Consider the following 13,257-nt stretch of genomic DNA (forward strand, 5'->3'; position numbering starts at 1 on the left):
ACAACCCGGGAGCCCCCCTCGCTGTGCGCGAGCTCCTGCTCTCGGACCTCGTCCGGTCTCGCCTTCCGGCCAAGAAGCCCGCCGATCAGGACCAGACTGGAGCCCGACCCTCGATATACAGTGGAGCAGGTATACTGATATACATCGCCGTATACACAGGGAGTCGCAGTGAGCCGAACCGTCATCGACCTCGACGACGAGGCACTGGAGGCAGCCGCCAGGGAACTCGGCACCACCACCAAGCGCGACACGATCAACACTGCCCTGCGCGAGGTCACCGCTCGCTACCGGCGCCTGCGCGCACTCGAGGACTCCCGGCAACTGGTGGCCGACGGAGCCCTGGACATCGACATCCTCCTGGACAAGAGCCAGTACCGGCCGTGACCGTCGCCGACTACCTCATCGACACCTCCGCCCTCGCCCGCGTCCTTCTCGCCCAGAACACGGCCGAGTGGGACGACAGGATCGCCGCCGGCCTCGTCGCGATCTGCGACCTCACTGAACTTGAGGTTCTCTACTCCGCCCGCTCTTCCGCGGACCGCGCTCAACTGAAGGCGGCACTCGACGCCCACTACGTTTGGTGTCCGATGCCGGACGGCGTCTACCGCCGCTCCCGCGTGGTCCAGGAGCAGCTCACCGCGAAGGGCGAACACCGCAGCGCGGGCCCGGTCGACCTCCTGGTCGCAGCCGCCGCCGAAGAAGCGGGCCTCACCCTGCTCCACTACGACCGCGACTTCGAAACCATCGCCCGGACCACGGGACAGCCAGTACGCACGATCGACCTCAGACAGTGATCCTTTTCCAACCTGACCTGGAAGCGTGGTCAAGGACGAGGACCGGTCCCGACGATCGCTGCGGCGCGGTCGGCGCTGCGGCAGACCCCCATCTGGTGGCCCTGAATCCGGTGCCCCATGTCGCACACCCATGTGCGTGAGGTGACGGGGGGCGGGCGCTCGCGGCGCGGGCTCAGTCCTGGAGCCTCATCCCCTCGGCCGAGCTGAGGCCCTCTTCCGGGTCGGCACGGAACGTCGCCGTCCACGTCGTGGGCGGGCAGGACGTGCCGTTGGGGTGCTGTTCCGTCAGGCTGGCGCGGGTGCTGTCCTGCACGACCGTGGCGCCGCTCCGCACGGAGGTCACGGTGAGCCGCACCGGCACGGTGGACGCGCCGATGTCGTCGGGGAGGCGGACCGACAGTGAGGCGAACGGGTCGGCGGGGCGGCCCGATGTCCGCTCCTCGCAGGTGCCGTCCACGCAGAGCCGGATCCTCGCCGCGTCCCGGCCGCCGAAGTCGGCGGGCCGCCAGACGGCGGAGACCTGCGAGTCCGCGTCGGCCCGGGTGCAGGGCGCGTCCTGGCCGAGGAGTGAGCATCCGGTCAGGGCCGCCGCCAGCAACGAGGTGAGGAGGGCACGGCGCATGTCGTCAGTACCTCGCTACTGGGCCGGGGGTGGCGTTGGTGGCCGGGGTCAGCGCGGGTTGAGAACCGTCGCTGCTGTCGGTGGTGTACGCCCGGGGGCCGCCGGAAGAACTTTGATCAACCAGGGCAACCAGCAGAATGACTGGTCAAACGTTTCTTCGACCACAGTGCGTGGTGGGGCGGTGGGACTCGAACCCACGGCCGACGGATTATGAGTCCTTGCGGGTGTTTCGCTCCCGTCCGGATTCCTCCCCTTACCTTCCTGTTTATGCAGGTCACAAGGGTGGCGGCCGCCGCTTCCTGCTCCGGTCTTCCTGATCGTTACCGGTCCTTCCGTCCACTACGTGTCCACTACGGGCCCACCATGCAGCCCTCCGCACGGCTACGGTTCCCTCTCGCCTTTCACAACCGACCCCTCTCCGGCTCCTCCACCTGCCACACGGCGACGACTTTGTGTGGGGAGAGAGACCCGGTGCGGCCCTGTCCGCGAATCTCTGACGACGGCCACGCGGCACCCGCCGGATGCGCCATGCTTGGAGGCCGTACGGCACGGCGCGTCTCGCCCAGCCTGTGGGTGCGAAGCGTGGCGTTTCCCTCAACGAGGTGCACTGATCAGTGAAGTCCGGTAAGTCGACCCTCGCAGCATGGCTCCACCGCCTCAGCGCCGAACACTTGGAGCGGGTACTCGCGGCACGGCCGGACGCCGTGTCCCCGCCGGAGCCCCGCTCGGTCAGCGAACTGGCCGAACGCCTGCAACGCCCGGGCTCGGTCGCGCTCGCGCTGCCCCGGCTCCCGCTGCCTGCCCTGCAGACAGCCGAGGCACTGGCGGCACTGGGTGCGCCGGCCTCTCGGGACGTCCTGGCCGACCTGCTGGACGCGACGGAGGGCCGGGCCGCACGCGGTCTGGAAACGGCGCTCCAGACGCTGTCCACGCATGCGCTGGTCTGGCCGGACCGCGAGGGAGCACTGCGCATGGCCGCGCCCCTGCGGCAGGCGTGGGACACGCCGCTCGGACTGGACCAGCCGCTGGCGGCGCTGTCGAAGGACACGACCTCCGAGGAGTTGCGCCGCATGCTCACAGCTCTGGGCGTGAGGCCTCCCGGCACCAAACCGCAGCGCCTCGCGTCGCTCGTGGAGCACCACAGCGACCCGGCACGTGTCGCCGCGGTGGTAGCCCAGGCACCGGCCGACACCCGGAAACTGCTGAAACGCAGGGCGGACCCCGCGTACCGACCCCAGGCATTCGTTCTCTTCGGGAGCCAGCCCGCTTCTGAACCGGGTGCGCGCTGGGCGCTGGAGCGGGGGCTGCTGGTCCAGCATCGATACGGCTACGGCCCCGCACGGATGCCAGCCGAGGTGGCGCTCGCGCTGCGCGGACCAGGCTGGCATCCTCCGTTCGACCCCGCGCCGCCCGTCACACCCCTGGTACCCGTCTCCCAGGCGGAAGTCGACAGTGAGGCGTCCGCCGCGGCCACGGCGTTCGCCGCCCACGCCGCCTCGGTCCTGTCGGTGTGTGCGACGGCTCCGCCCGCCCGGCTGAAGTCCGGCGGCGTCGGAGCACGCGAACTGGCCAGGATCGGCAAGGCAGCACGCTGCGAGGAGACCGTCGTACGTCTCACCCTCGAGACGGCGTACGAAGCCGGTCTCATGGCCCGTGACGGCGACCGGGTCGCGACGACGGACACCTACGACACCTGGGCCGAGTCGGAACCCGCAGAGCGGCTTCCGGTATTGCTGCACGCCTGGTGGACACTTGGGCTCACCCCCTCGCAGGCCCGCGACAACGACAACAAGGTGCTGCCCGCCCTGGCCGGGACCCCGTCCTGCGCCGGCTGTCTCCAGGCCCGGAAGGGACTGCTCACCGCCGCTTCCCGGCTTCCGGCCGGGCAAGGCGCGAAGAACGCAGCCGAACTGGGTCCTCTTGCCCACTGGTCACGGCCACTCGCCGAGGTGCTGCCACAGGACGCGATGCCGTTCGCCACCGTGATCCGGGAGGCGGAGGTGCTCGGTGTCCTCGCTCGCGGTGCGCTGTCCCCGATCGGCGCCGCTCTGCCGGCCGACAGCACCGAGGAACTGGCCGCCGCCTGCCACCGCTTGCTTCCCGCCGCCACCGCGACGGCCCGCTTCGGCAGCGACCTGACCGCTGTCGTCACCGGCACGCCCGCCGCGCGGCTGGTCACGCTGCTGGACTCGGTCGCCGACCGAGAGACCAGCGGCACGGCCTCGCTGTGGCGGTTCAGCCCGGCGAGCGTCCGCCGCGCCCTGGACGCCGGACATCGCCCGGACTCCATCGAGGCCGACTTGGGTGCCGTCGCCGCGGGCCCGCTGCCCCAGCCCCTGTCCTACCTGATCACGGACACGGCACGCAGCCACGGCCGGATCCGCATCGCCTCGGCCGGCTGCGTCATCCACGGCGAGGAACCCGCCCTCCTCACCGAGATCGCCGCCCACCGCAAACTCTCCAGACTGGGCCTGCGGCACCTTGCCCCGACGGTCCTCGTCAGCCGCACCCCGCTGGAGAAAACCCTCGCCGCACTGCGGACCGAGGGATACTCGCCGGTCGCGGAGACAGCCGACGGAACCGTGCGCGTCGAACGACCCCGCAGCCCCCGGGCGACCGCACCGGTACCGCCCCCGCGCAGAGCGGTCAGCGGGCCCGGCACACCATCCCGCACGACCGCCACCCCGAAGCGGGCCGAGCTGGCCGCGCTGGCCACCCGACTCGCGGGCGCCCCACTGACCCATCCCGCCCCCGACCCCTGCAACGGCATCCCCTTCGCCACCGATACCGAAGAAATCATCGCCGGATACGCGACCCAGATCCCCCACGCCGATGTCCGCCAACTCGCCCACGCCGTCGACAGTGGGACGGCGGTCACCATCGAGTACGTCGCCACCACGGGCAGCCGCACGATCCGCACCATCAGCAGCCTCGACCTCGACCCTCCGTATCTGTACGCCTGGTGTCATCTACGCGATGCGGAGCGGGTGTTCACCCTGTCGCGGATCCACGCGGTGATGCCCCCGGCATAACGCCCGGGCGATGGGCCCGGACGTGCGGGGCGGCCGTACCCATCCCGGAGGGTCGTCGGCACTCGCGTTCCGGCCGCTCCGCTGGGATACCGAATGAGCGGCACCGTCCGTCACCGACAGCCTAGAGTAGTAACATGTACTACATGGAAACCACTGCCCGCGAGTTCAATCAGAAGTCCTCGCAGATCCTTGCCGCCGCGGCCCGTGGCGAGACCGTCACGGTCACCAAGAACGGCACCCCGGTGGCTCGGGTCGTACCGATAAGCGACACCGACATCCCCCCGTACCCGACCGACCCCATGGGGGACCTCGACCTGCCCGACCTCGGCCTGCCCGATCTCACCGACGACGAGATCGAGGACACGCTCAAGGGGATGGGCGCGTGACCCTGGTCGCCATCGCCGACACCAACGGCCTGTACCGCCTGCTCGACCCGAACCTCACCGGCCATCAGGAGCACAGGAAGGCACTGGCAGCGACCAGCCACCTGATCATCTCTCCCCTGGTTCTGGCCGAGCTGGACTACCTGATCGCGACACGCGCCGGAGCCCGCAAAGCTCTGGCGGCGGCCCGGTTCATCGAACGCAACGTAGCGACGCGCCGATTCGAGGTGCCGCCTGTCAGCACGCACCTGAGTGCGGCGATCGCGGTCGCAGAGGGGTATGCCGACGCCGACGGCGGCAAAGGCATCGGACTGACCGACGCCATGAACGTCGCCCTGGCCGCCGCCTACCGCACCGACGCCCTGCTCACCACCGACCATCACTTCCGCATGGTCCGCCCCCTGACCGGCCATCCCGCCTTCCGGCTCCTACCCGACGACCTGTAGCCCGCACCGCTGGCGCGACCCCCAGCACCAGCCGATCACGTCGGTACGGCGTGCTCCTGGCACAGCCGCTTCCGTCAGTCGCGGCGAAGACAGTCGGCCAGCGTGAACTCGGACAACCGCCCCGACGATCCTCTTCCTCCTCGAACCGGCCATGCCGCTCTCCGACCAGCTCCACGCCCTCGCGTCCACTGTGCGTCCACTGGATCTTGGATCGCAGAGCCGCCAGGCGGCCTCCAGTGCACCCGAACGCTCGCGTCACTGCAGGTCAGAGCCCTGCCAAGATCAGACAGGCGATCCCCCTGCAGCTTCGGACCGTACGCCTGACCAGCGGATTCCGTCCGTTCAGACCGAGTTGACGTTGCAACACCTCAGAAGGGACGTTTCCGCAGGTCAGAGACCTGCGCAGGTGGGGCGGGTGGGACTCGAACCCACGGCCGACGGATTATGAGTCCGCTGCTCTAACCGGCTGAGCTACCGCCCCATAGCGGCGTGTCGCGTACATGTGTGCGCGCCGTCTGCCGCAGCATAGCCGCTCATACGATCTCCTGCTCCGGATGGTCGGCTTACCGCGGTGCCTTCGTGACCATGAGGACTCCGGTGTGCCGCGGCCGGTTCCCGGGTGGGGGACCGGGCATGAAAAAGGACCCCGAAGGGTCCTCGTTCCGGCTGCTCCCCCGACTGGACTCGAACCAGTAACCTGCCGGTTAACAGCCGGCTGCTCTGCCAATTGAGCTACGGAGGACCGAAGCTCCCCCGACTGGACTCGAACCAGTAACCTGCCGGTTAACAGCCGGCTGCTCTGCCAATTGAGCTACGGAGGAATGCCTCGCTGCATCGAACGTACCTACCTGGGTATTCGCCAGGGGGCGCGCGCTCGCTGCGACACATACATTAGCGCAAGCGGGGGGGTGCTCCGCCAATCGGTTCCCCGCAGGTACTCGTCTAGCAAGCCAGGAAGGGTGGCCGTCATGCGCTACCGGCTCACGTTCGTCGTCGGACTCGCTCTGGGTTACGTGCTGGGCACGCGGGCCGGGCGCGAGCGCTACGAGCAGTTGAGGAAGTCGGCACGGCAGATCAGCCAGAACCCCGCCGTCCGGAACTCCGCCGAGACCGCCGCGCAGCAGGGGCGGCAGTTCGCGGGCAAGGCGTACCACGTGGTCAGCGACCGGGTCGGGGACCGGATGCCGGACTCGGTGGCGCAGCGGGTGCGGTCGCTGCGGGAGCGGAACTCCAACGGCGGTGGGGCGGACGAGTGGGGGACCAGCAACACCTGAGGCGCCCGGCCGCGCCGTCACCGGGTTCCGTGCGGCAGAATTTCGGCCATGGGGATAGTCGCCGGGTTGGACAGTGCGCCCGATTTCACTCGTATCGTCGTCTGCGACACGGACACGGGGGCCGTGCTCAGGCAGGGATACGCGCCACACCCGTTCGACGAGGCCGAGGGCGGTGGGCGGCCCTCGGACGTCGATCCGCAGGCGTGGCTGCTGTCCCTCGGGGAGGCCGCCGGGGGCGGGCTGCTGGAGGGCGTACAGGCCATCGGCGTGTCCGCGCAGCAGAACGCCCTGGTCCCGCTGGACGCGCAGGGCGCCACCGTGCGGCCCGCGCTGGTCGGCGGGGACAAGCGGGCGCAGGTCGCGGCGGCCGACCTGGTGGACGCGCTCGGGGGGCGTGAGGCGTGGGCGCAGGCGGTGGGGTGTGTGCCGCAGGCCGCGCAGCCGGTGACCAAGCTGCGCTGGCTGGCCCGCGCCGAGCCGGAGAACGCCGCGCGGGTCGCCGTACTGATGCAGGCGCACGACTGGCTGGTGTGGCAGTTGCTGGGGCGGCCGGTCAGGAGGACCACTGATCGGGGTGGGGCTTCCGGGACCGGGTACTGGTCCGCGGCGACGGGGGGCTACCGGTCCGACCTCGTGGAGCTGGCGCTCGGGCATCAGGCGATGCTGCCGGAGGTCATCGGGCCCGCTGATGCCGCCGGTACGACGCCGGAGGGGCTGCTGATCAGCGCCGGGACCGGGGAGACCATGGCCGCCGCGTTCGGGCTCGGGATCGGGCTCGGGGACGCCGTGGTGTCGCTGGGGGCGTCCGGGTCGGTGATGGCCGTCCATCCCGAGGCGCTGCACGACCAGAGCGGCATGATCACCTCCCTCGCCGACGCCACCGGGATGCACCTGCCGGTCGTCACCACCCTGAACGCCGTACGCACCCTGCGCGGCACCGCCGAGCTGCTCGGGCTGCCCGACCTGGAGAGCCTGTCCGAGCTGGCGATGAAGTCGACGCCGGGTGCGCACGGGCTGGTGCTGCTGCCCTACCTGGAAGGGGAGCGGACGCCCAGCCTGCCGCACACCGCGGGCACCCTCGCCGGGCTGCGGCGGGAGTCGATGCGGCCGGAGCACCTGGCGCGGGCCGCGTTCGAGGGGATGCTGTGCGGGCTCGCGGACGCGCTGGACGTGCTGCGTGGGCGGGGCGTGGAGGTGCGGCGGGTGTTCCTGCTGGGGGCCGCCGCCGAGCTGCCCGCCGTGCAGTCCGCGGCGCCCGCGATCTTCGGGGCGCAGGTCCTCGTACCGCAGCCCGCCGACTACGGGGCGATCGGGGCGGCGCGGCAGGCGGCGTGGGCGCTCGGGGCGTCCCGGGGGACGCTCGACCCGCGCACCCCGCCGAGGTGGCAGGGGCCCGCGGGGCAGGTGCTCGAACCCGGGGAGGAGCTGGCCGTGGGGCAGGCGGTGCGGCAGCAGTTCGTGTCCGTGCGGGAGCAGACCCACCCGGGCGCGTTCCGCTCGTAAAGGCGAAGTCCGTCGCGCTCTCGGGTTAATCAGTTGAGGTAACACCGGTGGAGTGTTCGACGATAGGGGCCAGGGGCAACCAACCGCCCCGTCGTCGTCGACTCCGAGAGAAGCAGCGTGCTCATACGACTTCTGCGGACCTATCTCAGGCCCTACCGAAAACCCATCGCCCTGCTGGTCCTCCTCCAGTTCCTCCAGACCTGCGCCACCCTGTACCTGCCCACGCTGAACGCGGACATCATCGACAACGGTGTCGTGCGGGGCGACACCGGCTACATCCTGTCCTACGGCGCCCTGATGATCGGCATCTCGCTGGCGCAGGTCGTCACCAACGTGGGGGCCGTGTACTACGGCGCCCGCACCGCGTCGGCGCTCGGCCGGGACGTGCGGGGGGACGTCTTCGACCGGGTGCAGTCGTTCTCCGCGCGTGAGGTCGGTCACTTCGGGGCGCCGTCGCTGATCACCCGTACGACGAACGACGTCCAGCAGGTGCAGATGCTGGCGCTGATGACGTTCACGCTGATGGTGTCCGCGCCCATCATGTGCGTGGGCGGCATCATCCTGGCGCTCGGTCTGGACGTGCCGCTGTCCGGGGTCCTGGTCGCGGTCGTGCCGGTGCTCGGCGTCTGCGTGACGCTGATCGTACGGGCGCTGCGGCCGCTGTTCCGGGCGATGCAGGAGCGCCTGGACACCGTGAACCGGGTGCTGCGCGAGCAGATCACGGGCAACCGCGTGATCCGCGCCTTCGTCCGCGACGCGTACGAGCAGCAGCGCTTCCGCAAGGCCAACACCGACCTGACCGACATGGCGCTGGGCACCGGCAACCTGCTCGCGCTGATGTTCCCCATCGTGATGACGGTGGTGAACCTGTCGTCGGTCGCCGTGGTGTGGTTCGGCGCGCACCGGATCGACAGCGGCGGGATGCAGATCGGCGATCTGACCGCGTTCCTCGCCTATCTGATGCAGATCGTGATGTCCGTGATGATGGCCACCTTCATGTTCATGATGGTGCCGCGCGCGGAGGTGTGCGCCGAGCGCGTGCAGGAGGTGCTGGACACCGAGTCCAGCGTCGTCCCGCCGATCGCGCCGGTCACGGAGCTGCGGCGGCACGGCCACCTGGAGCTGCGCGGCGCGGGCTTCCGCTACCCGGGGGCGGAGGAGCCGGTGCTGAAGTCGGTCGACCTGGTCGCCCGGCCCGGGGAGACGACCGCCGTCATCGGCTCCACCGGCAGCGGCAAGTCCACCCTGCTCGGCCTGGTGCCCCGGCTGTTCGACGCCACCGAGGGCGATGTCTTCGTGGACGGGGTCGACGTCCGCACCCTCCGGCAGGACCTGCTCGCGCGGACCGTCGGACTCGTGCCGCAGAAGCCGTACCTGTTCGCCGGGACCGTCGCCACGAACCTGCGGTACGGCAATCCCGACGCCACCGACGAGGAGCTGTGGCACGCGCTGGAGGTGGCGCAGGCCCGGGAGTTCGTGGAGCGGCTGGAGAACGGGCTCGACTCCCCCGTCGCGCAGGGCGGCACCAACGTCTCCGGTGGTCAGCGGCAGCGGCTCGCCATTGCCCGCACCCTCGTCCAGCGGCCGGAGATCTACCTCTTCGACGACTCCTTCTCCGCCCTCGACTACGCCACCGACGCCGCGCTGCGGGAGGCGCTGGCCCGGGAGACGGCGGAGGCGACCGTCGTCATCGTCGCCCAGCGGGTCGCGACCATCAGGGACGCGGACCGGATCGTCGTACTCGACGAGGGACGGGTGGTCGGCACCGGCCGCCACCACGAGCTGATGGCGGACAACGAGACCTACCGGGAGATCGTGCTCTCCCAGCTGACGGAAGCGGAGGCAGCCTGATGGCCGGGCCCATGGGGCGCATGATGGCCGGGGGCGGCCCCGACAGCCATTCGATGGACTTCAAGGGGTCGGGCAAACGGCTCGTCGCCCAGTTCCGGCCCGAGCGGGTCACCGTGGGCGTGCTGGTGCTGTGCGTGGTGCTGAGCGTCGGCCTGTCGGTCGTCGGGCCGAAGATCCTGGGGCGGGCGACCGACCTGGTCTTCGCCGGGATCGTCGGACGGCAGTTCCCCGCCGGGGAGTCCAAGGCGGAGGTCCTGGACGCCATGCGGGAGCGCGGCGACGGGCAGATCGCCGACATGCTCCGCTCCACCGCGTTCACCCCCGGCGAGGGCATCGACTTCGGCGCGGTCGGTGACGTGCTGCTGCTCGCGCTCGGCGTGTTCGTCGGCGCCGGGCTGCTGATGGCCGTGGCGACGCGGCTGGTGAACCGGGCCGTCAACCGGACCATGTACCGGCTGCGGGAGGACGTGCAGGCGAAGCTGTCGCGGCTGCCGCTGTCGTACTTCGACAAGCGGCAGCGCGGTGAGGTGCTCTCCCGCGCCACCAACGACATCGACAACATCGGGCAGACCCTCCAGCAGTCGATGGGGCAGCTCATCAACAGCGTGCTGACCATCATCGGCGTGCTGGCGATGATGTTCTGGCTCTCCTGGATCCTGGCGCTCGTGGCGCTGGTGACCGTGCCGCTGTCGTTCGTGATCGCGACGCGCGTCGGCAAGCGGTCGCAGCCGCACTTCGTCGCGCAGTGGCGGACCACCGGCAAGCTGAACGCCCACATCGAGGAGATGTACACCGGGCACACCCTGGTGAAGGTGTTCGGGCGGCAGGAGGAGTCGGCGCGGCAGTTCGCCGAGCACAACGAGGAGCTGTACGAGGCCGGGTTCCGGGCGCAGTTCAACAGCGGGATGATGCAGCCGCTGATGATGTTCGTCTCGAACATCAACTACGTGCTCGTCGCGGTCGTGGGCGGGCTGCGGGTCGCGTCAGGGGCGCTGTCCATCGGCGACGTGCAGGCGTTCATCCAGTACTCCCGGCAGTTCTCCATGCCGCTGACGCAGGTCGCGTCCATGGCGAACCTGGTGCAGTCCGGGGTCGCCTCCGCCGAGCGGGTCTTCGAACTCCTCGACGCGGAGGAGCAGTCCGCGGACCCGGTGCAGAGCGTACGTCCGACGGAGGTGCGGGGGCGGGTCGCGCTGGAGGGGGTGTCCTTCCGGTACGACCCCGAGAAGCCGCTGATCGAGGACCTCACCCTGTCCGTCGAACCCGGGCAGACCGTCGCCATCGTCGGCCCGACCGGCGCGGGCAAGACCACGCTGGTCAACCTGCTCATGCGGTTCTACGAGGTGTCCGGCGGGCGGATCACCCTCGACGGGGTCGACATCGCGGGCATGTCCCGGGACGAGCTGCGCGCCGGGATCGGCATGGTCCTCCAGGACACCTGGCTGTTCGGCGGCACCATCGCGGAGAACATCGCGTACGGGGCCGCCGGGAAGGTGACCCGCGGGGAGATCGAGGAGGCGGCCCGGGCGGCGCACGCGGACCGGTTCGTCCGGACGCTGCCGGACGGGTACGACACCGTGATCGACGACGAGGGGAGTGGGGTCAGCGCGGGTGAGAAGCAGCTGATCACGATCGCTCGGGCGTTCCTCTCCGATCCGGTGATCCTGGTGCTGGACGAGGCGACGTCGTCCGTGGACACGCGGACCGAGGTGTTGATCCAGAAGGCGATGGCGAAGCTCGCCCACGGGCGGACGTCGTTCGTGATCGCGCATCGGTTGTCGACCATCCGGGACGCGGACACGATTCTGGTGATGGAGAACGGGGCGATCGTGGAGCAGGGGGCGCATGACGTGTTGCTGGCGTCCGGTGGCGCGTACGCGCGGCTCTACCAGGCTCAGTTCGCGTCGGCTGTGGCTGAGGTGGACTGAGCCGGGGCTGGGTGGGTGCGCTCGCCCGCGCCGGCGGGTGCCGCTGTCGTCGGGGCGGGAGCCGCCCCAACGGCACGACCGCCCGCGGCTCACGTTAGTCCAAGTAGCCCCTCAGCTGGTCCGCGAAAGCGTGGTCTCTCAGTTTGTTGAGGGTCTTGGACTCGATCTGGCGGATGCGTTCCCGGGTGACGCCGAAGATGCGGCCTATCTCCTCCAGGGTGCGGGGGCGGCCGTCGGCGAGGCCGTAGCGGAGTTGGACGACCTTGCGTTCGCGTTCCCCGAGGGTGGAGAGGACCGCCTCCAGGTGCTCCTTGAGGAGGAGGAACGCGGCGGACTCGACGGGGCTCGCGGCGTCGCCGTCCTCGATGAGGTCGCCGAGGGCCACGTCGTCCTCCTCGCCCACGGGGGCGTGCAGGGACACCGGTTCCTGTGCGAGCCGCAGCACCTCGCTGACCCGTTCCGGGGGCAGGTCGAGGTGGGCGGCGACCTCCGCCGGGGTGGGTTCGTAGCCGCGTTCCTGGAGCATCCGGCGCTGGACGCGGACGACGCGGTTGATGAGTTCGACGACGTGCACCGGGACGCGGATGGTGCGGGCCTGGTCGGCGAGGGCGCGGGACATGGCCTGGCGGATCCACCAGGTGGCGTACGTGGAGAACTTGTAGCCGCGGGCGTAGTCGAACTTCTCGACGGCGCGGATGAGGCCCAGGTTGCCCTCCTGGACCAGGTCGAGCATGGTCAGGCCGCGGCCGACGTACCGTTTGGCGACCGAGACGACCAGCCGCAGGTTCGCCTCGATCAGACGGCGTTTGGCCATCCGGCCCCTCACGACGAGCCGGTCCAGGTCGAGGGCGAGCTGGTCGTCCAGGGTGTGCGTGTTGCCCAGCTTCTCCTCGGCGAAGAGCCCGGCCTCGACACGGCGGGCCAGCTCGACCTCCTCGGCGGCGCTGAGCAGCGGGATGCGGCCGATCTCGCGCAGGTACTGGCGGAACAGGTCCGACGAGGGGCCGCCGGTGTCGAGGCGCGTGGGTACGGCCACCGGTTCGGCCACCGACTCGGCCACCGACTCGGCCTCGGGCTTCGGGTCCGGCTCTGTGTCGGGCTCCGTCTCCGACTCCGTCCCCGGTTCCGTCTCCAGGTGGCGGGCGACGCGGTTCTGCGTCGGGACGGCGACGAGCACACCGGGCTCCGCGTCCGGCTCGGCGCCGTCCGAGGTCACGTCGGTCTGGATGAGGGTCTGGGTCTGCACGGGGGCGACCTCCAGGGTGATCGCTGCTGAGGCGTGCGGCAGCGCTGCTTGGGGGGCGGAGTGGGCGGCCTTGCCGCTGTCCGTCCCGTACGCGTTGAGCGGAACCGCGGGGGTGTGGGACCCGTGGGGGACGGATCGGCCGCGCTCCGAGGACTCAGGCACCGGAACCCAGTGTGGG

11 protein-coding genes and 3 tRNA genes are annotated in these 13,257 nt (G+C 70.5%); 9 read left to right on the top strand and 5 right to left on the bottom strand.

Annotated features, from left to right (window positions below; all coding sequences use genetic code 11):
- Window positions 1-168: 168 nt before the first annotated feature.
- Window positions 169-384, top strand: coding sequence for a type II toxin-antitoxin system VapB family antitoxin (locus ABZ659_RS11155; protein ID WP_360216448.1), 216 nt, complete (start codon window positions 169-171; stop codon window positions 382-384).
- The gene (locus ABZ659_RS11160; protein ID WP_360216451.1) at window positions 381-794 is read left to right on the top strand and encodes a PIN domain nuclease; all 414 of its coding nucleotides are present in this window, start codon (window positions 381-383) and stop codon (window positions 792-794) included. Before ABZ659_RS11155 ends, ABZ659_RS11160 begins: the two co-directional genes overlap by 4 nt.
- Before the next feature lie 172 nt (window positions 795-966).
- Here ABZ659_RS11160 and ABZ659_RS11165 read toward each other — a convergent pair whose 3' ends face one another.
- Window positions 967-1,416: a hypothetical protein gene (locus ABZ659_RS11165; RefSeq protein ID WP_360216454.1), complete on the bottom strand. Its 450-nt coding sequence runs from the start codon at window positions 1,414-1,416 to the stop codon at window positions 967-969.
- A gap of 614 nt (window positions 1,417-2,030) precedes the next feature.
- On the opposite strand from ABZ659_RS11165, the gene ABZ659_RS11170 reads away from it, so the two are divergent.
- The 3 genes from ABZ659_RS11170 to ABZ659_RS11180 all read left to right on the top strand — a co-directional run bounded on the left by ABZ659_RS11170 (window position 2,031) and on the right by ABZ659_RS11180 (window position 5,277).
- A complete protein-coding gene (locus ABZ659_RS11170; RefSeq protein ID WP_360216457.1) occupies window positions 2,031-4,448 on the top strand; it encodes a helicase C-terminal domain-containing protein in 2,418 nt (805 codons plus the stop codon).
- A 143-nt stretch (window positions 4,449-4,591) separates the two neighbouring features.
- Complete coding sequence (locus tag ABZ659_RS11175) at window positions 4,592-4,834, top strand: type II toxin-antitoxin system Phd/YefM family antitoxin (RefSeq protein WP_097222963.1); 243 nt, start codon at window positions 4,592-4,594, stop codon at window positions 4,832-4,834.
- Window positions 4,831-5,277: a PIN domain-containing protein gene (locus tag ABZ659_RS11180; RefSeq protein ID WP_360216461.1), complete on the top strand. Its 447-nt coding sequence runs from the start codon at window positions 4,831-4,833 to the stop codon at window positions 5,275-5,277. The genes ABZ659_RS11175 and ABZ659_RS11180 overlap by 4 nt, the downstream gene beginning before the upstream one ends.
- 407 nt (window positions 5,278-5,684) lie before the next feature.
- On the opposite strand, the gene ABZ659_RS11185 is transcribed toward ABZ659_RS11180, so the two are convergent.
- The 3 genes from ABZ659_RS11185 to ABZ659_RS11195 all read right to left on the bottom strand — a co-directional run bounded on the left by ABZ659_RS11185 (window position 5,685) and on the right by ABZ659_RS11195 (window position 6,098).
- Window positions 5,685-5,758: transfer RNA gene (locus ABZ659_RS11185), tRNA-Ile, on the bottom strand.
- A gap of 188 nt (window positions 5,759-5,946) precedes the next feature.
- Window positions 5,947-6,019 (bottom strand) — tRNA-Asn (locus tag ABZ659_RS11190).
- Between the two features lie 6 nt (window positions 6,020-6,025).
- Window positions 6,026-6,098, bottom strand: a tRNA-Asn gene (locus ABZ659_RS11195).
- Window positions 6,099-6,245: 147 nt separating this feature from the next.
- Between ABZ659_RS11195 and ABZ659_RS11200 the strand changes: the two genes are divergently transcribed.
- The 4 genes from ABZ659_RS11200 (at window position 6,246) to ABZ659_RS11215 (ending at window position 11,833) form a co-directional block, all read left to right on the top strand.
- Window positions 6,246-6,551 (top strand): YtxH domain-containing protein, encoded by a 306-nt coding sequence (locus tag ABZ659_RS11200; protein WP_360216464.1) that lies wholly within the window; start codon window positions 6,246-6,248, stop codon window positions 6,549-6,551.
- Between the two features lie 48 nt (window positions 6,552-6,599).
- On the top strand, window positions 6,600-8,054 hold the full coding sequence (locus tag ABZ659_RS11205) for an FGGY family carbohydrate kinase (RefSeq protein WP_360216467.1): 1,455 nt from the start codon (window positions 6,600-6,602) through the stop codon (window positions 8,052-8,054).
- A 117-nt stretch (window positions 8,055-8,171) separates the two neighbouring features.
- Window positions 8,172-9,905: an ABC transporter ATP-binding protein gene (locus ABZ659_RS11210; RefSeq protein ID WP_360216470.1), complete on the top strand. Its 1,734-nt coding sequence runs from the start codon at window positions 8,172-8,174 to the stop codon at window positions 9,903-9,905.
- Entirely contained in the window at window positions 9,905-11,833 is a 1,929-nt protein-coding gene (locus ABZ659_RS11215; RefSeq protein WP_360216473.1) for an ABC transporter ATP-binding protein, read from the top strand. Before ABZ659_RS11210 ends, ABZ659_RS11215 begins: the two co-directional genes overlap by 1 nt.
- Before the next feature lie 94 nt (window positions 11,834-11,927).
- Here the strand turns inward: ABZ659_RS11215 and ABZ659_RS11220 are convergent, their stop codons facing one another.
- Window positions 11,928-13,241: an RNA polymerase sigma factor gene (locus ABZ659_RS11220; protein ID WP_360216476.1), complete on the bottom strand. Its 1,314-nt coding sequence runs from the start codon at window positions 13,239-13,241 to the stop codon at window positions 11,928-11,930.
- Between the last annotated feature and the right edge of the window lie 16 nt (window positions 13,242-13,257).

Origin of the sequence: Streptomyces sp. NPDC006997 (assembly GCF_040635175.1) — a bacterium.
In the GTDB taxonomy this organism is placed as follows: Bacteria; Actinomycetota; Actinomycetes; order Streptomycetales; family Streptomycetaceae; genus Streptomyces.

What these genes read in the sequence shown, in the direction of transcription:
- ABZ659_RS11165 (WP_360216454.1), bottom strand. Translation starts at nt 1,416, where the DNA reads ATGCGCCGTGCCCTCCTCACCTCGTTGCTGGCGGCGGCCCTGACCGGA.
- ABZ659_RS11175 (WP_097222963.1), top strand. Translation starts at nt 4,592, where the DNA reads ATGGAAACCACTGCCCGCGAGTTCAATCAGAAGTCCTCGCAGATCCTT.
- ABZ659_RS11200 (WP_360216464.1), top strand. Translation starts at nt 6,246, where the DNA reads ATGCGCTACCGGCTCACGTTCGTCGTCGGACTCGCTCTGGGTTACGTG.
- ABZ659_RS11205 (WP_360216467.1), top strand. Translation starts at nt 6,600, where the DNA reads ATGGGGATAGTCGCCGGGTTGGACAGTGCGCCCGATTTCACTCGTATC.
- ABZ659_RS11215 (WP_360216473.1), top strand. Translation starts at nt 9,905, where the DNA reads ATGGCCGGGCCCATGGGGCGCATGATGGCCGGGGGCGGCCCCGACAGC.